This window comes from Chryseobacterium lathyri, from assembly GCF_019970085.1.
Taxonomy (GTDB): domain Bacteria; phylum Bacteroidota; class Bacteroidia; order Flavobacteriales; family Weeksellaceae; genus Chryseobacterium; species Chryseobacterium lathyri.
Map to the genome: position 1 here is coordinate 548,054 of NZ_JAHXYG010000001.1, position 24,926 is coordinate 572,979.

Genomic DNA, 24,926 nt, shown 5'->3' on the forward strand with positions numbered 1-24,926 from the left:
CACGAATTGAGATGAATAAATTATTTCAAATTATTTTTATTCTGTGCTTTGGTTTATACTTTTCTCAGGTCAATGTTGAGGAAATTAAAAAGGATGTTACAGAGAACCCTCAGCAATACAATACTTATTTGGAGACCTTCAAAAAGGATCCGGAAAGCCTTACCCAGCAACAGATGAATTTGCTTTATTACGGGAGTCGTTTTATGAGCTCCGGTCATGAAATGTCAGATTATAATAATGATTACAAAAAAATCTGGAAAATTGCAGAAAAGAAACCTTCAAAAAGTAAAGCACAGAAAATCCTGGCTAAAGCCGAGGCTGCCTATGCAAAAGACCCGTTGAATAAAGCGATATTGAGCAATATGGCACATATCTACGATTCTTTAGATGATAAGGCCAGAAATGAACTGGCTGTAACCCAATATAATGCTATAATTAATACCATTAACAGAAGCGGAGACGGAAGTTCAGAAGATTCTCCTATCTGTGTGATCTGGGCTGGCGATGTTATTGCCCAAATTGATAATTTGATTGGCTATGGAACTGCTGCAGATTTTAAACAGAATATGAAGTTTTTGCCGGATGGAAGCATGCTTACTGTTTATTCAATGGGGTCTAAAAAAATATTTGTAAAACTTGTAGGGGGATTTAGATGAAAGGAATAATCAAAGAAATACAAGAAGCATTAGCAGTTTTGTCCATTCCCGAAAAAGCTGAATTCTTCCCGAGGTTCTTCAAAACAGGAAAAGGAGAATATGGTGAGGGAGATCTGTTTTTAGGCGTGAAAGTACCGGATCAGAGATCTGTTGCTAAAGAATATTACTCAAAGATAAGCCTGCAGGACCTCAGTGTTCTGTTATCTTCAAAATATCATGAGCACAGGCTAACTGCACTCTTCATGCTGATCTCTAAATTTGAAAAAACAAAGGATAAGATTGTGAAAGAAGAAATTGTCCAATTTTATCTGGATCATCTTCCGCATGTCAATAACTGGGATCTGGTGGATTCAAGCTGCTACAAAATTTTAGGGAGATATGCTTTTGAAAACGGAAAGGAAGAACTGTTGAGAAATCTTTCGGATTCTGAAGAAATGTGGCATAAGAGAATTGCTGTAGTAGGTACAATGCATTATGTGAAAAAAGGTTCTTTTGAATTGACTAAAGAATTTGTGACCAAAAACCTTAAACATACTCATGACCTGATGCATAAGGCAAACGGATGGCTGCTTAGAGAAATGGGTCAGAAAAATGAAATAGAGCTCATCAGCTTCCTGAATAAACATTATCAGAAAATGCCGAGAACCTGTCTGAGATATGCCATTGAAAAGTTGGATGAGGAAGTAAGACAGGATTATTTGAAAGGCAGAATTTGAAAAAATGGCTGTTTTCAGTGAAATAACAGAGTCCATAAAGTATTTTCAAACGGAATTAAGTAGTTTTGTGTTTTAAAACTCAATTATGAAAAATTTTCTGAAGCTTTTTTTACTGCTTTTTCCTTTATTATTGCTGACAAGTTGTTTTGATATTTTGGATAAAGTGAATGTCAAAGCCGACGGAACAGGAGAGTATACCATTATTCTGAATGCCAGCAAAAGCAAAACAAGGCTGGCTTCCATTTCTAAAATGGAGACGATTAACGGAAAAAAAGTTCCTAAAAAAAGTGAAATTGAAAATAAAATCAATGAAGCGGCCAGAATTTTTAAAGCAACTCCAGGAATCAGCAATGTAAAAACTTCAATGGATTTTGATAACTACATCATCAAGCTGAGCTGTAATTTTAAAAAGATTGAAAATATCAATGCAGGGCTGGAACAGCTGAAAGCCAAAAATATCCTTGGTAAAATGATTCCCACACAAATTTACAGTCAGAATCTTCAGAAAAAATTATTGACCAGAAACAAAGTCAATACTTTCAAGGAGGACTACGACAAAATGGGAAAGGCAGATAAAGAAATCTTCAATAATGCCAGATATACCTCTGTAATGCAGTTTGAAAATACCGTAAAATCTCAGACGAACAGCGCATATCTATTGGCTCCGAATAAGAAAGCAGTAAAATTGGAAGCGGATATTCTAGACCTGATCTTTCAAAAAAAACAATTACAAAACACGATATTATTTCAATAAATATTAACACTCAACCATGAAATCTCTATTATTAAAAACACAAATAATCACTTTCGTACTTTTTGGTTTTATGCTCCTTTTTTCGCAAAAAAGTATGAAACTTCCTACTGATGCTGTATTTTATATGGAAATTAACGGGAAACAGCTGAACCAGAAAATCAACTGGCAAAAGCTTAATCCTTTATTACATGAATTAAGCAAAAAAAGTAAAGAAAAATCTTCGTGGAATGATTATTCCAAGACGGGCATTAAATATGATGCTACCCAATATCATTATGCCAGTTTTAATGATTCGATACAGACGTATACCACACATTTTATTGTAGATAACAAAGAAAAGTTCCAGGAATTCATCAATTCTACCAAGAAAAAAGGATTGGAGATCTCAAAGAAAAAGAATTATTCTTATGTGGATGTAGATGATCATATTTTTGTTGCCTGGAATAATGACCGTGCTGTTTTGAGTATGGTAAACTATACCAAACCGTATAAAGATACCTGGTCTTCTAGTATTGTACTGGATAGTGCTGCAACCGCTGCAGACAGTGTGGCTGTTGCTGTGGACAGCGCTTATACCATAGAACCGGAAAAGCCTTTTGATTATAAGGAAGAAATAATAAGTCTGAAACAAGATATTAAATATTTAAAAGACAATATCAGGGAGAATAACAAGGAAATTACCAGAATTCAGAAAGATATCAAGTACCTGGAAAAGAATCACAAATATCCAAAGGAAAACGTAGATACCCAGCATTCTGAAGGGGAAGCCGAAGTGTATCCAAAAGAAGAGGAATATGCAGAAGCTGAAATAGATTCGGCATACCAGAAAGAACTGGATTCTGTGCGTATTGAAAACTTCAAGATTGTAAAGAAAATTGCGGAAGAGCGTTTCGACCAATACTTCAGCTCAAACTTAGAAATTGAAGTTCCGAAAGCCATGCTTACGTTCAGAGATCCTAATTCCGATGCCTATGTTTATACAGATTACGGAAGAATGGTCAATGATGGGGTTTATGGAAAAATGATGGAGCGTTTTAAATTTGGACAGTTTTTAAGAAATGCATACGATTCAAACTCCTATTACAATTTGTATTTTGACAAAGATAAAGTAAAGCTTGTCAATAATTATCAGCATAAAAATCCGGAAATACAGAAAACCATTTCCTCTGTTTATAAAGGAAAGAAAAACAAAAAGCTGGCAGCACTGATCAACGAAAAAAGCATTGGTTACTATGTGATTAACGTCAACGGAGCCAAGTCTTTCGATATGATGTATGACCTTCTTCAGGATACGGGAGACGGCGAATATAAAAAAGAAATGGAGCTGATGATGGAAACCATGAAAATTGTTCTGGATGAAGAAGCCATCACTAAAATAGCCCCGGGAAACGGAATCTTTGTTCTGAATGAATTAAAGTCCAAAAAAGTAGACTATACCGATTACGAATATGATGATGATTACAATGAAAAAGAAGTTAAGAAAACCAAAGAGGTGGCGGTTCCCAATTTTACCTTTGCTTTTGCAACAGAAAACGAAGGCTATTGGAACCGTGTTTTTAACGTATTGTCCACTAATAAGCATTTGTCTAAGAAATTCTCAAAAACCGGAAATATATACTCTTTTAAGGATGAGAAAGGCGACGGATATATGGATCAGCTGTACTTCGTTGTAAAAGAGGGTATCGTTTATCTTACGAGCTCTACAGAAAATCTTACCCCTCAAGGCCAGTCCGAAATCTCAAAGCAATGGGCAAAAGATTCTTCCAAATATCCTTTATCCGGAAGATTGGATGTTCAGAAACTTTTAATTGGTTTGGAAAAAGAATTTAAAACTCCTTCGGAAAGAAAATCATTAGATCTTTTCAGAAAAAATGTGGGTGAAATGTATTATAAAACAGAGGTGAAAGGAGAAAGCGTAGAAACGGAAATAGACTACAATATTAAAAATTCTTCAGAAAACAGCTTAATGTACTTCTTTGACCTGTTCGATGAGATCTTTAAAATGAATGAAGAAGAAAAAAAGCCTCAAATATTATAAATGAAGAAGAAAAAAATTATTGTCCCGTTAACCCTTTTACTCGCTGCTGCGCTCTATTTTGTATTTTTCTATAAAAACAAAACATTAAAATTTGTTCCTGAAAATGCAGATGTCGTTGTTTTGATCGATGTGAAAAGATTAACAGGACAATATATTTCAAGCTTCATTGCCCATCCCTCAAAATGGACAGAGAGTAAAAAGAAAGATAAAAAAACGATTTCATTAAAAGACTCAGGAATCAAAACCCCGGATTTTTTGCAGATTTTCCACCTCAAAGGCACCAGATTCTCAGAATGGTACAGTGTGGTTGAATTAAAAGACCCACAAAAATTCTTGACTTATTTAAAGAATCATCAGTTTATCAGCAAAGGAAAAAACGTCTTTCAAAAAGATCAGATTTTTGTAAGAATAGAAGACGAAAACGGATTCATAGGAAGTTCCGCTTCAGGTTTTGAAAATATTAGCCAGCAGCTTCATTCCTCCGAAAAAAGGGCACTGAATGCAGATCAGTTGATCAATAATGCTTTAGGAAGTGTTTCTTTCATTTCAGGAAAAACAATTCAGAATTTTTCCATTGAATTAAAATCCGATGAAATTGAAATAAAAAACACATCGGAAACCGGATCTTTAGCTTCCATTGTGGAAGATCTTCAGAAGAAAAATCATTTTTTAGAGATAGAGCTGGATGCCCGTAATGTGAAGAATTACGCTCGTCTTTTTGATAAAGCCTTCGCGGATTCTGCCCAAATCAGTTATTTTAAAGCAACTGCTGATCTCGAGCAGGTGAATGATACCATCATCAGCTACGGCTATGATGATAATTTTAATGAAATAGAGAAAAAGACCTTTCAGAAAATTATTCAGCCTAATTATGTGATCAATCTTCAAAGTTCTTCTCCTGAAAGGGCATGGGCATATTTTCAGCATCAAAAATGGCTTAATGCCCAGGATCAGTTTACTGCGATCCCTTTTCAGCCTAATCAGATAGAGAGAGGTGAAGGGAATTTTATAATAAAATCTACCAGAAAACCGATCGTGTTATCCCCAAAGCTCAAAGAAAATTATATCTTCGTCAGAAACAGCCCGATGCTAATCTCTTCATTAAGTATTTTCTCACCAGCAGAGAAAAAAATACTTTCTGATATAGACTATATTTTTTACGGGAATAAAGCAAACGGTTATTGGCTGAAAATCAAAGCGAAGAAGGCAGAGCTACCATTAATTTTAAGATGGTAGGAATCTATAATCCTAAAAAACTGACTGATTATTAATGACTTTATCTGACACTGTATTACTTAAAACATTCACACACTACTTTTTACATTTGGTTTTTCCGGTTTTTATAGCCCTTATCTTTTTCCGCAAAAACTGGAAGAAAGCTTATCTTATTATGTTGGCTACCATGCTCGTAGATCTGGACCATATTTTTGCCAATCCTGTTTTTGATCCGTCAAGAAATAGTATAGGTTTTCACATTTTACATTCCTATTATGCTATTGCGGTGTATTTTTTGCTGCTCTTTTTTAAAGGTAATATCAGAATTGTGGCCATTGGTCTTTTATTTCATATGCTGACAGATTTTCTGGATTTTAACCTGTGGATGCACTAAGAGGAAGGAAAGTGGAAGAGAGAGGCTGGAAGTTAATATTCAGTTTCAATATCAATTGCGGTGGTAGTAAATTAACAAAGTAGGATTTAAAAGAATAAAAAGGAGTGGTCATCCTTTATGACCTCAATAACTTCGCTCTTCCAACTTCAGACTTCTTACGTATTAGATTAAAATATGATTAATATTTTCTTTTGATATTTCAAATTTCATAGATTTTTTGTATTTTGTAGACACTTTATGAGATTGAAAGAATTTTTACATTATACGTATATTTTCCCTGTCCTTGCTGTAGGGTATTACTTTTCCGGACTGATGGGAACCGGAATTTTATATGATGTTCTTGCAGGAATCCTGCTTACCGGAAGTGTCTTATCCGCAGTACATCACGCAGAAGTGGTGGCTCATAAAGTAGGAGAACCTTTTGGAACAATTATTCTGGCACTCTGTATCACCATTATTGAAGTTGCGCTCATCATCTCGCTGATGGTCGCCGGCGGAGATCAGGCGATCACGCTGGCCAGAGATACCGTTTTTGCTGCCGTAATGATTATTCTTAACGGAATTCTGGGGATTTGTATTCTTATAGGTGGCGTAAAATATCATGAACAGTTTTTTGCAAGAACTTCAGCTACGACCTATCTGGTAAGTATTGTTTCAATTCTTGTTCTTACCCTTGTCCTTCCCAACTTTACCTCAAGTGTCAACGGACCTTTCTACAACGAAGCACAACTTGTTTTTATTTCCATTGCCTGTCTCGTGATCTACGGAATTTTCCTGATGGTACAGACCGTACGCCACAGAAGCTATTTTATTGTTCCTGATGAGCATCCGGAAGAACATTATATTCCGTCGTTGAAAAAGACACTTATAAGCTTTGTTTTTCTGGTAGTTTGTCTGGTAATTGTTGTGTTGATGGCCAAAGGGCTTTCCGGAACCATCGAAGGGATGGTACAAAGTATCGGCGCTCCGAAATCTTTGGTAGGGGTAATTATTGCAGGGGTTGTACTTCTTCCTGAGGGAGTGGCTGCCATACGTGCGGCAAGAAGCAACCAAATACAGTCCAGCTTAAATTTGGCATTAGGATCTGCTTTGGCAAGTATTGGCTTAACAATTCCGGCTGTATCTACTGTTTGTATCGTCTATGACATCCCGTTGGTATTGGGGCTCGATAAAAAGGATATCATCCTGCTGTCCTTATCTGTATTTATTGTAATGCTTTCCTTAAGCCGTGGGAAAACGAATATTCTGTACGGAACTGTTTTATTGGTGAATCTCGCAGCCTATATTTTTACGGTTATCGTCCCATAATCAATTTTCACCACCCAACGCTCTGACTCTCGACCGTGTCACAGTCTCCTGGCGAGTTCCATTTTATAAGCCATCAGCCTGGCGATATTTTCAGATTTGTAAATGGCCATATCTGCATTTTCCCCGGCAAAATTCTCCTCAATGGTCTCTCTCCAAAGCTTCAGCCACTGATCAAAGTGTCTCTGCTCCATAAACTGAATTTCATTGATTGGAAAATGAACAGCCATAGGATTTCCTTTATAGCTCATCTGTCCAAAAAGAATAGACTCCCAGAATGAATACATTTTCGGAAGGTGCTTGTCCCAGTCTACTTTGGCTACATCATTAAAGAAAAAACCAATCGTTTCATCTTTAACGACTTTGGCATAAAATGAATTGACAAGATGCTCAATATCCTCTCTTGATTCCAGTTTTTTCATACTTCAAATGTACTGCAAAATCAAATTAAAAAATCAATCAGCAGCTTGATAAATTTCATGAAAACAATATTTTATCTTTGCATTGTAAAAGGGGAGAATGGGTAAAAGTGAATTTGCTCATTTGCAGTTACCTCAACAAATAAAATAATATATGGCTAGAGGCTTCAGACAGAAAATCCGTCAGAAAAATACTGAAAACAGTGGCTTTGGTAGCAATGCTTCCGGCAGATTCATCAATAAGGACGGGCTTCCGAATGTAAAACGGAGAGGCGTGAATGTATTCAATAGGCTTAGCTGGTATCATACCATGCTGAACCTGTCTACTTTCCGTTTCTTATCCTATCTGGTGATTGCTTACGTCCTGATTAATCTTGTATTCGCAATGATTTATTATCTTATTGGAGTAGAGCATCTTACCGGAATTGATAAAAGCGATCCACTGAACGAGTTCATTGATGTATTTTTCTTCAGCTCGCAGACCTTTACCACGGTAGGGTATGGGAGGATTGCTCCTGTAGGCTTTATGGCAAGCTTGGTGGCTACTTTTGAAGCCTTTCTGGGATTGCTTACCTTTGCTATTGCAACCGGGCTTTTTTACGGAAGATTTTCAAGGCCGAGAGCCTACCTCCGGTTTTCAGATATAGCCGTTATTGCTCCGTTTAAAGAATCAAGGGCTTTAATGTTCAGGCTGGCTCCTTATAAAAATAATGCTTTGACGGATGCTGATGTTATTGTTTCAGCAGCTATTGAAGTGATCGAAGAAGGAACTCCGAAAAGTAATTTTTATTCTTTAAAGACCCATCTGAGCAAAATCAATACTTTGGCGCTGAACTGGACCGTTGTGCATGAGATCAAGGAAGATTCGCCGTTTTACGGGTTTTCTGAAGAAGATTTTAAGAACACGGATATTGAGATCATTGTTCAGGTCCGCGCATTTGATGAAGTCTTTTCCAATACAGTAGTCCAGAGATCTTCCTATGTGTCGGCAGAAATTGTTTACGGAGCAAGATTTACCCTGATGTATTATCCGGACAATAATGATCTTACAACAATATTGGACCTTGATAAAATTAATGACCATCAAAAAACAGATCTTCCGCCTATAGCAGGAGATAAAGATAAAGAATAAATGAATTTAGACTTCTATAAAAAGCAGGCTTTACAAAAGCAGAAAGAGCATAAAAAATTTCTGGACGGACTGAAAAAGAAACCGCCCAAGAATCTTGATTATATTGTTCAGGAAACCCATGATGAAGTCTTTGATGAAGTGAATTGCCTTCAGTGTGCTAATTGCTGTAAAACAACCGGACCTTTATATACGGAAAAAGACATAGAGCGTATTTCAAAACACCTGCGAATGAAGCAAGCTGATTTTGAAGCTAAGTTTTTAAAAGTGGATGAAGATAATGATAAGGTACTCCAGAATCTTCCCTGCTTTTTCCTGAATAATGACAATACCTGCTCCATCTATGAAGTAAGGCCCAAAGCCTGCCGGGAATATCCGCACACAGACCGTAAAAAGATCTACCAGATCAATAATTTAATGCTGAAAAACACCGTCATATGTCCGGCTGCATTTGAGTTTGTGGAAAAAATGATGAAGAATATTGCAAAGTAAACCTTCTGTTGTAAAATATCTTAAATAATGATAAAGTACGTTAAATAAGAACTTTACACATAATTTAATAAAAAGAGTGTCGTTTAAGTTAAACAATCATTTAAAATATTACATTATGAAAAAATTAGTTTTAACTGCAGCGTTTACTTTAGTCGGTGTAATCGCAGTATCGGCACAAACACAGACACAACCACAAAAACCAGCCGATACGTCTAATAACCAGACCACTCAGACTCAACAGCAGAACACCCAGACAAGTACTACTACTGATGCCAGTGCTCAACCACAAAATACCACAGCAACGGCTACGGTAGATGCAGCAGCAACTCCGGCTGCCACAGCTGATGCTACGGCAACAGTAAGTGCAGAAACAGCAACAGATGCTACGAAACCTTCAGAAACAACTAAAGCAGAAAGAAAAGCTAAGAAAAAAGCAAAGTCATCTAAGTAGTAATATTGAGCAAAGTAGAAAGGGAATCCTGGGACAAATGTCTCGGGATTTTTTTGTTATCCATTAATTGAAGTAATCAACCCGTATATTATTTACGTATATTTCAGATGTAATTATAGATCCGGATCATTCGGGCCAAGCTGATTTATTCAATGAAAAGATTAAACCCTTCCCTTAAGCATCACTTACTGATAGGAGCTTTCCTGAGTATGTGGCTTTTCATTTTTGCTTTTTTTATCAGACCGTTTGACGACGGAACCATTAGTTTTAAGGTATGGATCATTATTAGTATTGGATTTAGCATCATTGCATTTCTGTGTTATGGGGTTATTGCTTTGCTGCAGAAAAAGGTTTACGGGAAACTGGCAAAATGGAACATTAGGTTTGAATTAATAAGCATTGTTTTTTTTCAATTTCTTTTTTGGATAGGCACATATTGTTTTTATAAGAGCCCTATTTTGAATGGAGGATATGGGTTTATCAAATTTTTAGAGACCATCATTCTTAAATCAGCTTTGATTTCAACGCCCATCATAGTTTTGGCAAGAATATATGTAGTTTCATTAATTCCTGCACAGGATGACACCATCATCATTAGGGGAGACAATAAGCTGGATATTTTAAAAATTAAAAGGGATGAGCTGATTTGTGTTTCCAATGCTCAGAATTATGTTGAGATTTTCTTTGTAGAAGGAAATGAAGTTAAGGTAAAACTCATTCGCAGCACGCTTAAAAAGATTCAGAATGATTTTGATTTTTTGATTCAGGTTCATCGTTCACACCTCATCAATCCTTCTCATTTTAAGGCCTGGAAAAATGCGGATACCATTTCGCTTACTCAAATTGAACTTCCTGTCTCTAAAAATTACAGAGAACATTTATTGTCCTTATAATTTCCGTACCTAAAACCGCGTATTTCATCCCTAATCCTTCATATCACCTTGTTGAACGGTGTTTTTGTTTTTATTTTGCCTTCCAGATTAAGAATAAATATTGTATGAAAAAGCTTTGGATGAGGAGAATTGTATGGTCATCTGCAATAGGATTGTGCATGATGGGCTGTATTTTTTTATGGGCAGATCATGAACTCAATAAAGTCCTGGGTAAATCTACCCGGGTTATTAACTTTTCTTCATTTATTAAGCCATCACCATTAGTACAAATTAGAAATGTCAATGTCCTTTCAGAAGATTGTACTCATTTTATTAAAAACCAGAATGTCCTTATGAAAGATGGACTCATTCTTCAGCTTGGCGCCAATCAACCCGTGAATAAGGATGCTACCCTCATTGACGGTACAGGAAAGTATCTTATTCCGGGTCTTGTAGACAGCCATGTTCATGTAAAAGAAAGTAAAAATGATTTGTTTTTGTATCTGACGAATGGGGTTACCTACATCAGGGAAATGGCCGGGAATCCGAAGATTTTAGAATGGCGGAAATCAATACGGAAAAACGGTTTGGGGCCGAGGATGTTTGTTGCTTCACCACCTATATTTAGTGAGGTGGGTCTGGCGGGTTATTATTATAGCTGGACAAGACAGTCCGTCAATTATTCCAATAAAAAAGATGCGGAAAAAGCCATAAAGAAAATAAAGGAGCAGGGCTATGATGCCATCAAAATGTACGGCTTTGTGAATCCGGAAATGTTTAAAACAACAATAGAGATAGCTAAAGAAAATAAGATACCGGTTATTGGGCACATACCGTTGGTTGATTTAGAAACCTTTTCTCACTCAGGACAGAAGGAAGTCGCTCATATTGAAGAGATAACCGTTAAAACAATTGATGAATTCGGAAAATCAATTTCTAAAAATCCCGAAGAATATCTCCGTTTTTTAAAAATACGGTCACATCAGATCGCCAAAAAACTAAAAGAAAATAAGGTAAGTGTTACTTCAACCGTTTGGTTGTGCAAAAGCTTTTTAGCCCAGCGGTTTGATTTAAAATCTAAGCTTAAAGTAATAGAATTAAAATATGCTAATCCCAAAATTATTGAAGGAACGCCATTGTACAAAATGGGCTGGTTACCCGGTAAAAATGGCTATGAATATGATGGAAAAGATACACCTGAAGCAAAAAAATTATCACTGACGTTTTGGAAGACCTATGTGGAAGCGATTCACATCATGACCAAAGCATTGGTAGATCATCATATCCCTGTTATGGCCGGAACTGATGCTAATGTTGCCACGGTTGTTCCCGGGTTTGCTCTTCACGATGAATTAGAGTCTTTATCTCAATCCGGAATGACCAATTCACAGGCCATCTATTCTGCTACGGTGGAGCCTGGTGAATGGATGAAAAGCAAGACCGGGAAGATAAAAGCAGGCTACTATTCAGATTTGGTGCTCCTTTCTAAAAATCCATTGGAAGATATCAGAAATACAAAAGCTATCGAGTATGTGTTTTTTAATAAACATGTAATTGGTAAAGTTCAAATTAAAATGATTCTGAAAGCTATCGAGGATGGCAACAATGAAAACAGGAATATAGAAATTGATGAATACCTGAAATGAAGATATCCATTAATGTTTTAATTTTTTACATCTGATACAATAAAAAAAGCGCTGTAACATGTACTGCGCTTTCTCCTTTCACTTTTTACTTTTTTCCCATTATCCCGGGAACAGGCTATATCAAAAAAGGTTGGGAATTTTCCCAACCTTTATTTATTTTTATACCACTCCCTGAGCCAGCATTGCTTCCGCAACTTTCACGAAGCCGGCAATATTTGCCCCTTTCACGTAGTTTACGTAGCCATCTTCATCTTTTCCATAGTCTCTGCAAGCTTTATGGATTCCGATCATAATTTCCTTCAGTCTTGCATCAACCTCTTCAGATGTCCAGTTAAGACGGATAGAGTTCTGCGTCATCTCAAGACCTGAGGTAGCAACACCTCCGGCATTGGAAGCTTTACCAGGTGAGAACAATATTTTATTATCCAAGAAATAGTTGATGGCGTCTAAAGTAGAAGGCATGTTTGCGGCTTCAGTAACGCAAAGGCATCCGTTTTCTACCAAAACTTTAGCATCTTCAAGATCCAGCTCGTTTTGGGTTGCAGAAGGAAATGCTACATCACATTTCACTTCCCAAGGACGTTTTCCTGCGTGGAATTCAGCAGAAGGATATTTCTTAGCATAATCTTCAGCTCTGTTGTTACCGGAAGATCTAAGTTCTAACAAATAATCGATTTTTTCTCCGCTGATACCGTCTTTATCATAGATATAACCGTCCGGGCCAGAAATTGTTACCACTTTAGCACCAAGCTCAGTTGCCTTTTTGATTACTCCCCAGGCTACGTTTCCGAAACCTGATACACTTACCGTTTTATCCTTGAAAGTCTCGTTGATTGTTTTAAGCATCTGCTCCGCGAAGTATACCACACCGTATCCCGTAGCTTCAGGACGGATAAGTGAACCTCCGTAAGCAAGACCTTTTCCTGTAAGGACTCCGGTAAATTCGTTTCTTATTTTTTTGTATTGTCCAAAAAGATATCCAATTTCTCTTGCTCCTACACCAATGTCTCCTGCAGGTACATCTGTTTCAGGACCGATATGCTTGCATAGCTCAGTCATGAAAGCCTGGCAGAAACGCATTACTTCCATATCAGATTTTCCTTGCGGATCGAAATCCGAACCTCCTTTACCTCCTCCCATTGGAAGAGTCGTCAGTGAGTTTTTAAATACCTGCTCGAAAGCTAAAAATTTAAGAACTGAAAGGTTTACAGTAGGATGGAAACGGATTCCCCCTTTGTATGGTCCGATCGCAGAGTTCATCTGGATTCTGAAACCTCTGTTTACCTGGATCTCTCCTTTGTCATCAACCCATGGAACCCTGAAGATAATGATTCTTTCAGCTTCAGCCATTCTCTCCAGCAGCTTCATTCCTGTATATTCCTTCTTGGTCATAATAAACGGAATTACAGTCACAGCTACTTCCTTTACGGCTTGTAAAAACTCTGGCTCATTAGGATTTTTTGCTTCAATCTTGGCAATAAACTCCTGGATTTTCTGGTCAATATTATATTGTTCCATATATTAGGGTTGAATATTATTGTCAACAAATTTAATTTTTTTTTCAAGATTCACAATACTGTATTTCAACATTGTTAAAAATTAAATAATAATGTTTCGAAATATTATTAAATTGATAATTTGTGATCAAATTTTATTAAAAATTAAAAGTTACGTCTCAAATAATGCAATATTAAGAAATCGTTAATTTTCAAATTGCTACGAATTGCCTCCCGGAAAATGATTTTACTTTCCCCAAAAGCTCCAATTCTAAAATTATAGGAAGAATTTTATAAGACGGGACCGAAATCATCTGCGCAAGATCGTCCAGAGATACCTGAGGGTGGGCTTTTATTGACTGATATATGCTTTCCTGACTGTCAGTAAGTTGTATATCTGTTTCACTATAGGGAAACAGTTCTGCGACTTTCTCTTTTGAATGATTAAGTCCAACTGAATCTATGAGACTCTTAACGGTGGAAATAGATGCAGCTTTATTCTGGAAAATCAGCTGATTACACCCTTGGCTGTATAGATCCGTAATCTTTCCGGGAAGGGCGAAAACTTCACGGTTATAGTCGTTGGCAAAAGATGCAGTACTTATTGACCCGCCACCAAATCCAGTTTCTACTACTATCGTTGAAGGAGAAATTCCGGCTATGATTCTGTTTCTTTGAATGAAATTTTCCCGGTCCGGTTTTCGTGAAGAATTAAATTCTGTTACTAAAGTACCACCTTCCTGCAGGATTTTTTCAGACAGTTTCCTGTTTTTTGGAGGGTACAGCGTATGAAAGCCATGAGCAAGAACGGCCATGGTAGGGATTTTAAACTGAATAGACTGCTCATGAACCTCTTTATCAACACCAAGAGCTAATCCACTGACGGATATATATTTAGATGACTTTGATGTTTCGAAGAAATCTCCGATGAACTCCTTGCCGTAAGAAGTCATATTCCGTGTTCCTACAATACTGATCTTCTGTAAGGAATCGTCAAAATCTCCTTTTTGATAGAGAATTGCAGGAGCATCATCGCATTCATTAAGCAGATAAGGGAGCTCTTTAAGATGTCGCAGCCTGATTTGGATATTGTTCTTTTCGCAGAATTTGATCTCGTTTTCTGCAAATTTCAGATATTCTTCATTTCCGATATCGGCTACAGTCTTTTTTCCTACGCCATCTGTTTTGCTGAATTCCCTTTTTGCTTTCTTCCAGGCTTCTTCAGCACTTCCAAAGGTCCGGATAAGTTTTTGAAAATTAATGTCTCCTATCAGGCTGCATTCGCGTAGGGCGATTGCATACAGATGCTCTTCAGTGATCATGTGTGTTTTTTTTCAAATGTAATAAAATAACCCGAGTTGAATATTGTCATGAAGCCTGAAGTTTGAAGAGGGGAGTTATTGATCACCTAATGAATAGCCACAGGCCTGTTTTTATTACTTTTTTTAATAGGCTCACCAGAACTTTCGATAACTTTCAGAAATACTAAGTCTAATAGTAACTTCCAACCTCCCTTCTCCGAGCTTCCAGTTCCATTTTATTTTTTTCTTAATTCATCCAGATGATCCCAGATATCATCTCTTTTTTTATAAGGCAGTTCCATAAAGTCCTCCGGATGATTTTCTTTGTACTCCTGCCATAGTTTATCGTCTTTTTCGCTGTAATAGTTTGGGAATTCCCAGATATATTTCTTTTTCTTGTCGCCCACATTTTTAAAGGCAAAAGCGATAATACTCCCCACAACAGCTCCTGAAAGGTGGGCCTGCCAAGATATTTTACTCGGTTCCTGAAGATTGTAGAATAATTCCTCCGGAAACATACCCCAGATTAAACTGCCGTAATACAGAACTACAAGCAGCGAGATAGTAAGAAGTTTCATATTCCATTTGAAAACTCCGCTGAAGAAGAGGAAGAAGGCAAGGACATATACCACGCCGCTGGCTCCAATGGTACAGGTATACATATAATCGCCGGTGAGGATATCTATCGGTGGAAGCAGCCATACCAGCAATCCTGTAGCCAGCCAGCCGATAATAAAGACCTTGTTGGCAACTAAAGGGTAGAACTGGTATAAAAGAAACAGAAGAACAGCTACCGGGATAGAATTGCTTATGATATGATCAATATTTCCATGCAGAAGGGGGGAGGTAATGATTCCCAGTAAGCCTTCCGGCAATAGAGGTATTATAGCTCCAAAGCAGCTTTGAAAAAAGCCCTGCATCTGCAGAAAGTAACCGAACCACATGGCCGAAAGCATCAGCAAGGGGGTTATAACAGCTCTTTTGGAAATTATATTTTTAAACATGTCGATGGTACGTCAAATCAAAAGCCAATGATAAATTTCGGAAATTTTGTCGATGTATTTCAACGAGTAGTGTTTATTTTAAGACAAAAGGTTTGTATTTTAATATTCTAAACCTAATATTTTGACATTGAATGTATTAAACTGGCCTGTTTTTGGATGTTGAAGAGATTTTAATCTGTTTAAGGCTTTTTATAGGCCAATATTCACGTTTAAAAATTATATTAATATTTTTGTAATGAAAATCATGTAAAATAATGAAGAAGTTTTTATTGATTCTTTCCTTTTCTATGGGGATTTATGCAAGTGCACAAGAAGAATTGAAAAAAGATTCAGTAGTCGTAGATACGGTAAAATACTGGTCGGTACTAGGGAAAAATACTCTGATGATCAATCAGGCTGCTTTTTCAAACTGGGTTGGTGGAGGAGCCAACAATGTGGGATGGCTGGCCGGAGTAAATTACAATATAACTTATGAAAAAGATAATGACCTCTGGGAAAATATTATTGCCCTGGATTATGGACAGAATGATACTAAGGGGCTTGGCGTAAGGAAAACACAGGATGTAATGAATGTTTCCACCAATTATGGGCGGAAATTTTCGAATAGCTGGTATTTTTCTGCAGGGGCGGGATTACAGTCACAATTTTATAAAGGATATGAAGACGGGAATAATCCGGCGGCTAAAAAAATATCCAATTTTATGGCTCCCGGTTATCTGAACCTTGGTATGGGTATCACATACAGACCTAATGACAATCTTACGGTAACCATGCGTCCTATCAACGCCAGATGGACTTTCGTTCTGGATAAAGACTTGCAGTTCGCAGGAAGTTATGGTTTGAAAAATGACGGAGATACTTCACTTTTGCAGTTCGGTTTTCTGGGAACAGCTTTATACAAAGTAAAACTGATGGAGAATATTAATATAACCAATACTGCCTCTGTATTCTCCAATTATCTGGACCATCCGGAACGGCTGGTGCTTGCTTATGGAGCTGTTGTAAACTTCAAAGTCAATAAATTCATATCATCTAATGTCACATTGGATCTGCTGTACGATCATAACCAGATCCAGAAAACACAGTTGAAGCAAACGCTTGGGATAGGATTTGCCTATACTTTGAATAATGGTGTAAAACGCTCTGACCGTAAAGACAGTCAGTGGTGGATAAAAAAATAGATTATTAAATTCATTCAATAGGAAAGCGCTTCAATATGAGGCGCTTTTTTTGCAGAAAAATATAATTTTAAGTAGAGATAAGTTCATTTTTGCTTTTCACGTCTATTTCCAAGATGTATTTTGCTGTTTTCTAATGCAATAAATACTAATTTAATATTTCAAATAGGAGTGATTAGTTTTTTAACAAAAATTATATGTATATTTTTGTAACGAAAATCCTTATCTATGAAAAAACTTTTATTGGCCGTTTCCATTTCTGCCGGAATCACCACAATGGCTCAGGAAGTCAGAACTGATGCTGCTAAAACAGATACCGTAAAAGCGTGGTCTGTCCAGGGACAAAATACATTAATGCTCAATCAGGCTGCATTCTCAAACTGGGTTGGTGGAGGAGCCAACAATGTCGGATGGCTTGCCGGAGTTAATTATAACCTTACTTATGAAAAAGGGAAGGATCTCTGGGAAAATATCATCATCCTGGGATACGGGCAGAATAACACAAAAGGCATCGGAACCAGAAAAACACAGGATGTGATTAATCTGTCAACCAATTACGGACGTGAGTTTGCCAAGAACTGGTATCTTTCAGGAGGTATAGGCCTTCAGACGCAATTTGCCGGAGGTTATGAAGACGGAAATAATCCTGATGCCAAAAAGATCTCCAATTTTATGGCTCCGGGATATCTCAATATTGGTGCCGGTGTTACCTATCGACCCAATGACAACTTTACCATGACACTTCGCCCTGCCAATGCAAGATGGACATTTGTATTGGACGAAGATCTCCAGACCGCAGGAACTTATGGACTTAAGAATGACGGAGATTCTTCTCTGTTCCAGTTCGGTTTCCTGGGTACGGCTATCTATAAGATCAAGATCATGGAAAATATTAACCTGACCAATACAGCGTCGGTATTTTCAAACTATCTTGACCACCCTGATCATCTGGTCCTGGGGTACAGCGGAATCCTTAATATGAAGATCAACAAGTTTATTTCGACGAATATTACGCTGGATCTGTTATACGACCACAATCAAATCCAAAAAACGCAGCTTAAGCAGACTTTAGGAGTAGGATTTGCGTATAATATCGATAATGGAAAGAAACGTTCCGATAAGAAAGATAATCAGTCCTGGCTGAAATAAATAAGACGGTAGGAAGACAAAGGAGGGAGGCCGGAAGTACTAGTAGGCTTATAGTTTCTGACAGTATAATAAATGAATTATCTCTTGAAAAGAACAAAAGCTTAGGTTCGACTTGAATAACCTCCGTCTTCAAGCTTCAAACTCCCATCTTACCTAATAAAAAAGCACTTCGGATGGAAGTGCTTTTTGGTATCAATTTATATTAGTCTTAAAATTCTATATCAACCTGAAGCTTTTCAGCTAAAAGTTTTGAGATTTTTTCTTTAAGCGGTTCAATGTCGATGTTCTGCATGGCATCATTGGCAAAAGCATATAAAAGCAATGCCTGAGCTTCTTTCTTGGAAATTCCTCTTGCTCTTAAATAAAATAATGCATCTTCATTAAGCTGGCCTACTGTACAGCCGTGAGAACATTTCACATCATCTGCGAAGATCTCCAATTGAGGTTTGGTATCAATGGTCGCTCCTTCACTTAGCAATACATTATTGTTCTGCTGATAAGCATTGGTTTTCTGGGCAATTTTATCTACAAAAACCTTTCCGTTGAAAACACCGTGCGCATTTCCGTCGAAAATACCTTTATAGTTCTGGTAGCTTTCACAGTTCGGGAAATTATGGTGAACTGCTGTATGGTGGTCCACCAGCTGATCTTTTCCAATAATCGTAATCCCGTTCATAAACGAATTGATATTGCTTCCGTTATGAATGAAATCCAGGTTGTTTCTTACCAGTTTTCCTCCGAAAGAGAAAGTATTTACAGTAGTTAAACTGTCTTTTTCCTGTCTTGCAAAAGTGCTGTCGATCAGATAAGATGTATTGTTGTCATTCTGAAGCTTATGCCAGTCTGCTTTTGCATTGGGATACGTAAAGATTTCCGTCACAGAATTCGTCAGTACATACGTACTGTCAAAATTATGGTGACTTTCTATAACCTCAACTTTTGCTCCTTCTTCTACAATCAGTAAGTTTCTTGTATTGTAGAATGTGTTTTCTTCCTGATTTTGAGAGATGTAGAAAATATGGATCGGTTTTTCGATCACTACATTTTTCGGAACTTTTAGGAAGAAACCGTATTTGCAATAGGCAAGATTTAAGTTCGTAAAAGCAGTGTCTTTAGAAGCAATGGTATTGAAATACCTATCAAATACTTCCTTATGTTTTTCATCATTCAACGCATAGTTGAATGAAAGAAATTCTACATTCTCAATAGAAACTTTTGAAAGTTCTTTATGAAGTTTACCATTTACAAAAACGATCCAGTCAAAATTCTCTTCACCTAAATGCAGCTGATCCAGCTGTTCTTTGGTAATATTATGACTTTCCTTAGGGAAAAAATTATAGTTTTTCTCTGTGATCTCTTTGATGCTGGTATATTTATATTCTTCGTCTTTTTTTGTCGGAAAACCTAAGTTTTCGAAATTCTGAAGAGCAGTTTTTCTATCTTCATCCAGAAATCTGTGACGAAGGCTCTCCAAAAATTCACCGTGATTGTCAATAATCTGATCGTATAAAGCCATTACTGATATTTCGGCCATCACACCTTATTTTATATATTTGAAATAATACTATTTACTGCGGTTTTTCCGCATCTTCAGAAAGGATTGATAAAATCCCTGCTGAAAAGAGTTGCTTCTTAGTTAAGAAGCCAATCGTACCCTTTTTCTTCAAGTTCTAAAGCGAGAGATTTATCACCGGTTTTGATGATTTTTCCATTGGCAAGAACGTGAACAAAGTCAGGCTGGATATAATTAAGCAATCTCTGATAGTGAGTGATCAGAAGAACTGCATTTCCTTCGTTTTTAAAAGTGTTTACACCGTCTGCAACAATTCTTAATGCATCAATGTCTAATCCTGAATCTGTTTCATCAAGGATAGCCAGTTTAGGATTAAGCATCATCATCTGGAAGATCTCATTTCTTTTCTTTTCACCCCCGGAGAAACCTTCGTTCAGTGATCTTGAAAGGAAATCTTTTTTTATACCTAATTGCTCGGATTTTTCACGGATAAGGGCAAGCATTTCTTTTGCCGGCATTTCCTCCAGTCCGTTTGCTTTTCTTGTTTCGTTTAAAGCAGCTTTAATGAAGTTCGTTACAGAAACTCCCGGAATTTCCACTGGATACTGGAAAGAAAGGAAGATCCCCTTATGCGCTCTGTCTTCAGGAGCATCTTCGCCGATGTTTTCTCCCTGAAAAAGAATTTCACCTTCCGTTACCTCATACTCCTCTTTTCCTGCAATCACAGAAGAAAGAGTAGATTTTCCAGCTCCGTTAGGTCCCATGATGGCATGAACTTCTCCCGGTTTTATTTCAAGATTAATACCTTTTAAAATTTCTGCGCCATCTTCAATTTTGGCGTGCAAGTTTTTTATTTCTAACATTTTTATTTGCTAAACAAATTATTTTTGAATTCTATATACTAAACTTTCAGGCTGACCGGGAACATCATTAAGCTTTCCTATACGTATCATACCTGCCTTTTCCAAAACTTTAACAGAAGCTATATTGTCAGGACGAACAATTCCAAATATCTCTTCTTTACTGATACTGGTAAATCCAAATTCTATAGCTTTCTTTGTGAACTCTGTTGCATATCCTTTTCCCCATGCTTCAACAGCAAAGCGATATCCGAGATTTAGTTTTTCTTCCTCTCCATACATTTTATAGCTCAAGCCTCCAAAGCCAATAATACTCTTGTTTTCTTTTGCTATAATGGTCCAGCCTCCAAAATTATATTGATCCCAATGTTCCTGCATTCTTTTGAATGTACCTTCTGCTTTTTCAATGTTCATTGGTCCACTTGGGTTATACAGATTGGTCTGTGGATCTCTGTTAATTTCAAAAAACCTTTCAAAATCATCATTTTCAGGTTTTCTTAAAATTAGGTTTTCTGTAGTTTCCATCCTCAAATTATCCAACAGAACCCTCAAGAGAAATCTCCAATAATTTCTGAGCCTCAATTGCAAATTCCATTGGAAGCTTATTCAATACTTCTTTACTGAAACCATTTACAATCAATGCAATAGCTCTTTCTGTATCAATACCCCTCTGGTTGCAGTAGAAGATCTGATCTTCTCCAATTTTTGAAGTAGTAGCTTCATGTTCCAGCTGGGCAGTAGGATCTTTGATTTCAATATAAGGGAAGGTATGCGCACCGCATTCATTACCCATCAACAGGGAATCACACTGGGAGAAGTTTCTTGCTCCTTTTGCTGAAGGCATTACTTTTACCAGTCCTCTGTATGAATTCTGAGATTTTCCTGCAGAAATACCTTTTGAAATGATCGTAGATCTGGTATTTTTCCCAATGTGGATCATTTTTGTTCCCGTATCTGCATATTGGTGATTGTTGGTTACTGCAATAGAGTAGAACTCACCAATAGAATTGTCTCCTTTCAGGATACAAGACGGATATTTCCATGTTACGGCAGATCCTGTTTCAACCTGCGTCCAGGAGATTTTTGCATTTTTCTCGCAAAGTCCTCTTTTTGTTACAAAATTGAACACCCCACCTTTTCCTTCTTCATTACCCGGATACCAGTTTTGAACAGTAGAATATTTAATTTCGGCATTATCCATTGCAATCAATTCAACAACAGCTGCGTGAAGCTGGTTTTCGTCTCTTGATGGGGCAGTACAGCCTTCAAGGTAAGATACATAACTTCCTTCGTCAGCAATCACAAGCGTTCTTTCGAACTGGCCTGTTCCTGCCTGGTTGATACGGAAATAAGTTGAAAGCTCCATCGGGCATCTTACACCTTTTGGAATATAGCAGAAACTTCCGTCAGAAAATACTGCGGAATTCAGTGCTGAATAAAAATTATCTCCTCTTGGAACTACTTTTCCAAGGTATTTTCTTACTAGATCAGGATGGTTTTTAATAGCTTCTGAAATAGAACAGAAAATAATTCCTTTTTCCATTAAGGTATCCTGGAAAGTGGTTTTCACAGAAACGGAATCCATTACGATGTCTACTGCAACTCCTGAAAGTCTTTTTTGTTCTTCGATATTGATTCCTAATTTTGCAAAAGTGGCCAACAATTCGGGATCTACCTCATCTAAGCTCTCCAATTCTGGTTTCGCTTTCGGTGCGGCATAATATTTAATAGCTTGAAAATCAGGTTTTTCATATTTAATATTTGCCCAGGTAGGCTCTGCCATTTTCAGCCAGATTCTGAAAGACTCCAGACGCCATTCTGTCATCCATTCCGGCTCCTCTTTTTTCGCGGAGATCGCACGGACAATATCTTCGTTTAAACCGATTGGAAACTCTTCATAATCGATCTTCGTTTCCCACCCGAATTCATATTTTTTATTTTCTAGATCGACTCTTAAATCGTCTTCAGTATATTTACTCATTGTTTTTTTAATTTCAGATATTAGACTTAAAATCTCAGAAACAGGTCTGATATCCAGTGTCTAATGTCTTTTCTATAAAGAAAAACTCTCTCCACAACCACACGTTCTGGATGCATTAGGATTGTTAAAAACAAACCCCTTTCCGTTTAATCCTCCTGAGTATTCAAGAGTTGTTCCTGCTAAATAGAGGATAGATTTTTTATCTACAACAATTTTGATTTCATTATCTTCAAAAACCTGATCTGCATCTGTTTTTTTATTGTCGAAACCCAAAACATATTCTAAACCAGAGCATCCTCCACTTTTTACCCCTACTCTTATATAATCCTCAGCAGCGTTGAAACCATCCTCTGTCATCAGCTGAATGGCTTTTGCTTTTGCTTGATCTGATACTTTTATCATTGTATTTATTTAGAATGATTTAATTATGCAAAAATACGTACAATAATTAGGAAATAAAAATCCGGAATTTTATTTTATCGATTTTTATTATTGATGGCTTAACTTTGTTAACCTTTTGAAATCCAAACAATAAATTTATTCTATAATGAAAAAAATTGGCATCATTGCTTTAGCGCTGGTTATGCAGCATATTTCTGCACAGAACAACCGGTTTGTATATCAGGTTACCATGAAACCGGATGCAGAAAATAAAAGCGATATTAAAACTGAAAATGCATATTTAGATATTTCCGCCGAAAAGTCTCTTTTTTATTCAGAAAACAGATATAAGAGAGATTCTATCCTGCAGAAAGCTTTCCAGGGCGGAGGAGGCAGAGGTTCCGTGAGCAGGGAGCAGATGGAAGGGGTAAGAACCAATATCAATTATTCTGTAGAAAAAGATAAGGCCAGCCAAAAGACCTACTTTAAGGACAGAATAGGCAGAGACGTCTACGTTTATGAGGAAGATCGTCCTTTGAACTGGAAAATGTCTTCTGAAACAACGAAGATAGGAGATTATAAAGTTCAGAAAGCAACAACAGATTTTGCCGGAAGGACATGGACAGCCTGGTTTACTACAGATCTGCCATATCAGGATGGACCGTATAAGTTTGGAGGGCTGCCTGGGCTGATTGTGAAAGTAGAGGATGATAAAGGTGATTATTCTTTTGATTTAATGAAGAATTATAAAATTGCTGAAATCGTAACTTTGAACCAGTTTGGAAATACTTTGAAAGTAAAAAGATCGGATTACCTGAAACAGCAGGAAAAATTTAAAACAGATCCGATGTCATTCATGCAGAGTGGTGGTGGAGGAGGCTTTCCTGCGCCACCGAGAGCTGGCGGAGGAAGAGGTGGAAATCAGAATCCAGCTGATATGAGGAAGAGAATGGAAGAGAGAGTGAAAGAGGAAGCGAAGAAAAACAGCAACCCGATTGAATTGCAATAAAAAAATAACCCCTGGAGAATTTCTTCAGGGGTTTTTAATTATATAAAGAAGGATTTATTTTAAAAGTTGATTAAAAGTATCTCCCTGTTTGATGTCTCCGGTATTATACCCTTTCATAAACCATTCTTTACGCTGTGCAGATGATCCATGGGTAAAGCTCTCCTGATTAACGTAACCCTGAGATCTTTTCTGGATATTGTCATCGCCTACGGCTTCAGCTGCTTCTATGGCAGACTGAATATCACCCGGTTCCAGGATATGTTCCCTGCTGTCTGTCTGCTTAGCCCAAACACCCGCATAGAAATCTGCCTGTAGCTCTGTAGCTACTGAAACCCTGTTTAAATCTGCTTCAGAATATCTTCCGCTTCTTCTTAAGGCATCTACTTTCTGAGTAGTTCCTAAAAGGGTTTGTACATGGTGACCCATTTCGTGAGCCATTACATAAGCAATGGAAAATTCCGTAACCTGTGCGCCAAACTGCTGTTGAAGCTCTTTAAAAAAGCTCATATCCATATAAACCTTTTGATCCGCAGGACAGTAAAAAGGTCCCATGGCAGCTTGGGCTGTTCCGCAACCGGATTGCGTTGTACTTTCAAATAAGACAACTACGGCAGGTTGATATTGCATTCCGTTTTCAGCAAAAATTTTAGTCCAGGTCTGCTCATTTTCGGCAGTGACCATCTTAACAAATTCACGGATTTGAAGCTCATTGGCACTTAATTCTCTCTGTTCGGTGGGAGTAGAACTGCCTCCTCCGGAAGAAAGTAAAGATGAAGGGTCTCCGCCCAAAAAGAATATAATTGCGGCAATGATCAGGGTTCCCAATCCACCACCTACAAGAGCGCCTCCGCCACCTCCGCCGGATCCTCGTCGGTCGTCTACGTTGTCGCTTCTATCGTCTGTCCATTTCATAACAAATTTTTTTTGCCCTGTAAATTTAAAATAATATCATTACTAAATTACTACT

The 24,926-nt window shown here is 37.3% G+C and carries 25 protein-coding genes; 15 read left to right on the plus strand and 10 right to left on the minus strand.

What is annotated here, in order from left to right:
* The first annotated feature begins 11 nt into the window (after window positions 1–11).
* The 7 genes from LC418_RS02565 to LC418_RS02595 all read left to right on the plus strand — a co-directional run bounded on the left by LC418_RS02565 (window position 12) and on the right by LC418_RS02595 (window position 7,081).
* Window positions 12–656 (plus strand): DUF4919 domain-containing protein, encoded by a 645-nt coding sequence (locus LC418_RS02565; protein ID WP_223557995.1) that lies wholly within the window; start codon window positions 12–14, stop codon window positions 654–656.
* Window positions 653–1,372, plus strand: a complete 720-nt coding sequence (locus LC418_RS02570) for a DNA alkylation repair protein (protein ID WP_223557996.1) — start codon at window positions 653–655, stop codon at window positions 1,370–1,372. The genes LC418_RS02565 and LC418_RS02570 overlap by 4 nt, the downstream gene beginning before the upstream one ends.
* Before the next feature lie 85 nt (window positions 1,373–1,457).
* Complete coding sequence (locus LC418_RS02575) at window positions 1,458–2,126, plus strand: hypothetical protein (protein WP_223557997.1); 669 nt, start codon at window positions 1,458–1,460, stop codon at window positions 2,124–2,126.
* A 94-nt stretch (window positions 2,127–2,220) separates the two neighbouring features.
* Window positions 2,221–4,164, plus strand: a complete 1,944-nt coding sequence (locus LC418_RS02580; RefSeq protein WP_223557998.1) for a hypothetical protein — start codon at window positions 2,221–2,223, stop codon at window positions 4,162–4,164.
* The gene (locus tag LC418_RS02585; protein WP_223557999.1) at window positions 4,165–5,400 is read left to right on the plus strand and encodes a hypothetical protein; all 1,236 of its coding nucleotides are present in this window, start codon (window positions 4,165–4,167) and stop codon (window positions 5,398–5,400) included. It abuts the gene before it with no gap.
* A gap of 34 nt (window positions 5,401–5,434) precedes the next feature.
* Window positions 5,435–5,773: a DUF6122 family protein gene (locus LC418_RS02590; RefSeq protein ID WP_223558000.1), complete on the plus strand. Its 339-nt coding sequence runs from the start codon at window positions 5,435–5,437 to the stop codon at window positions 5,771–5,773.
* Between the two features lie 237 nt (window positions 5,774–6,010).
* Entirely contained in the window at window positions 6,011–7,081 is a 1,071-nt protein-coding gene (locus LC418_RS02595; protein WP_223558001.1) for a calcium:cation antiporter, read from the plus strand.
* A gap of 38 nt (window positions 7,082–7,119) precedes the next feature.
* On the opposite strand, the gene LC418_RS02600 is transcribed toward LC418_RS02595, so the two are convergent.
* Window positions 7,120–7,500 (minus strand): group III truncated hemoglobin, encoded by a 381-nt coding sequence (locus tag LC418_RS02600; protein WP_223558002.1) that lies wholly within the window; start codon window positions 7,498–7,500, stop codon window positions 7,120–7,122.
* A 151-nt stretch (window positions 7,501–7,651) separates the two neighbouring features.
* Here LC418_RS02600 and LC418_RS02605 point away from each other — a divergent pair, with 151 nt between their 5' ends.
* The 5 genes from LC418_RS02605 to LC418_RS02625 all read left to right on the plus strand — a co-directional run bounded on the left by LC418_RS02605 (window position 7,652) and on the right by LC418_RS02625 (window position 12,087).
* On the plus strand, window positions 7,652–8,629 hold the full coding sequence (locus LC418_RS02605; protein ID WP_223558003.1) for an ion channel: 978 nt from the start codon (window positions 7,652–7,654) through the stop codon (window positions 8,627–8,629).
* Window positions 8,630–9,118 carry a YkgJ family cysteine cluster protein gene (locus LC418_RS02610; RefSeq protein ID WP_223558004.1) on the plus strand — a complete coding sequence of 163 codons (489 nt, stop codon included), beginning with the start codon at window positions 8,630–8,632 and terminating at the stop codon, window positions 9,116–9,118. It begins immediately after the preceding gene.
* 115 nt (window positions 9,119–9,233) lie between these two features.
* Window positions 9,234–9,569: a hypothetical protein gene (locus LC418_RS02615; RefSeq protein WP_111954229.1), complete on the plus strand. Its 336-nt coding sequence runs from the start codon at window positions 9,234–9,236 to the stop codon at window positions 9,567–9,569.
* Window positions 9,570–9,721: 152 nt separating this feature from the next.
* The gene (locus tag LC418_RS02620) at window positions 9,722–10,462 is read left to right on the plus strand and encodes a LytTR family DNA-binding domain-containing protein (RefSeq protein ID WP_223558005.1); all 741 of its coding nucleotides are present in this window, start codon (window positions 9,722–9,724) and stop codon (window positions 10,460–10,462) included.
* 104 nt (window positions 10,463–10,566) lie between these two features.
* On the plus strand, window positions 10,567–12,087 hold the full coding sequence (locus tag LC418_RS02625; protein WP_223558006.1) for an amidohydrolase family protein: 1,521 nt from the start codon (window positions 10,567–10,569) through the stop codon (window positions 12,085–12,087).
* 159 nt (window positions 12,088–12,246) lie between these two features.
* Here LC418_RS02625 and gdhA read toward each other — a convergent pair whose 3' ends face one another.
* The 3 genes from gdhA to LC418_RS02640 all read right to left on the minus strand — a co-directional run bounded on the left by gdhA (window position 12,247) and on the right by LC418_RS02640 (window position 15,888).
* A complete protein-coding gene (gdhA, locus tag LC418_RS02630; protein ID WP_223558007.1) occupies window positions 12,247–13,605 on the minus strand; it encodes an NADP-specific glutamate dehydrogenase in 1,359 nt (452 codons plus the stop codon).
* A 190-nt stretch (window positions 13,606–13,795) separates the two neighbouring features.
* Window positions 13,796–14,905: a DNA-processing protein DprA gene (gene dprA / locus LC418_RS02635; RefSeq protein ID WP_223558008.1), complete on the minus strand. Its 1,110-nt coding sequence runs from the start codon at window positions 14,903–14,905 to the stop codon at window positions 13,796–13,798.
* Between the two features lie 215 nt (window positions 14,906–15,120).
* Window positions 15,121–15,888 carry a rhomboid family intramembrane serine protease gene (locus LC418_RS02640; protein WP_223558009.1) on the minus strand — a complete coding sequence of 256 codons (768 nt, stop codon included), beginning with the start codon at window positions 15,886–15,888 and terminating at the stop codon, window positions 15,121–15,123.
* Between the two features lie 254 nt (window positions 15,889–16,142).
* Between LC418_RS02640 and LC418_RS02645 the strand changes: the two genes are divergently transcribed.
* Together LC418_RS02645 and LC418_RS02650 are read left to right on the plus strand one after the other, a co-directional pair.
* Window positions 16,143–17,069 carry a DUF3078 domain-containing protein gene (locus LC418_RS02645; RefSeq protein ID WP_111954241.1) on the plus strand — a complete coding sequence of 309 codons (927 nt, stop codon included), beginning with the start codon at window positions 16,143–16,145 and terminating at the stop codon, window positions 17,067–17,069.
* A 225-nt stretch (window positions 17,070–17,294) separates the two neighbouring features.
* Window positions 17,295–18,215 carry a DUF3078 domain-containing protein gene (locus tag LC418_RS02650; protein ID WP_111954243.1) on the plus strand — a complete coding sequence of 307 codons (921 nt, stop codon included), beginning with the start codon at window positions 17,295–17,297 and terminating at the stop codon, window positions 18,213–18,215.
* Between the two features lie 208 nt (window positions 18,216–18,423).
* On the opposite strand, the gene sufD is transcribed toward LC418_RS02650, so the two are convergent.
* From sufD to LC418_RS02675, 5 genes are all read right to left on the minus strand, one after another.
* Window positions 18,424–19,731: a Fe-S cluster assembly protein SufD gene (gene sufD, locus LC418_RS02655; RefSeq protein WP_174772313.1), complete on the minus strand. Its 1,308-nt coding sequence runs from the start codon at window positions 19,729–19,731 to the stop codon at window positions 18,424–18,426.
* Between the two features lie 116 nt (window positions 19,732–19,847).
* Window positions 19,848–20,591: a Fe-S cluster assembly ATPase SufC gene (gene sufC / locus LC418_RS02660; RefSeq protein WP_111954245.1), complete on the minus strand. Its 744-nt coding sequence runs from the start codon at window positions 20,589–20,591 to the stop codon at window positions 19,848–19,850.
* 18 nt (window positions 20,592–20,609) lie between these two features.
* Window positions 20,610–21,113 (minus strand): GNAT family N-acetyltransferase, encoded by a 504-nt coding sequence (locus tag LC418_RS02665; RefSeq protein ID WP_111954247.1) that lies wholly within the window; start codon window positions 21,111–21,113, stop codon window positions 20,610–20,612.
* Between the two features lie 7 nt (window positions 21,114–21,120).
* Window positions 21,121–22,569 (minus strand): Fe-S cluster assembly protein SufB, encoded by a 1,449-nt coding sequence (gene sufB / locus LC418_RS02670; protein ID WP_111954249.1) that lies wholly within the window; start codon window positions 22,567–22,569, stop codon window positions 21,121–21,123.
* A gap of 72 nt (window positions 22,570–22,641) precedes the next feature.
* Window positions 22,642–22,971 carry a HesB/IscA family protein gene (locus LC418_RS02675; RefSeq protein WP_111954251.1) on the minus strand — a complete coding sequence of 110 codons (330 nt, stop codon included), beginning with the start codon at window positions 22,969–22,971 and terminating at the stop codon, window positions 22,642–22,644.
* Between the two features lie 145 nt (window positions 22,972–23,116).
* Between LC418_RS02675 and LC418_RS02680 the strand changes: the two genes are divergently transcribed.
* On the plus strand, window positions 23,117–23,959 hold the full coding sequence (locus LC418_RS02680) for a GLPGLI family protein (protein WP_223558010.1): 843 nt from the start codon (window positions 23,117–23,119) through the stop codon (window positions 23,957–23,959).
* A 54-nt stretch (window positions 23,960–24,013) separates the two neighbouring features.
* Here LC418_RS02680 and ypfJ read toward each other — a convergent pair whose 3' ends face one another.
* Window positions 24,014–24,871, minus strand: coding sequence for a KPN_02809 family neutral zinc metallopeptidase (gene ypfJ / locus LC418_RS02685; protein WP_223558011.1), 858 nt, complete (start codon window positions 24,869–24,871; stop codon window positions 24,014–24,016).
* Window positions 24,872–24,926: the final 55 nt, after the last annotated feature.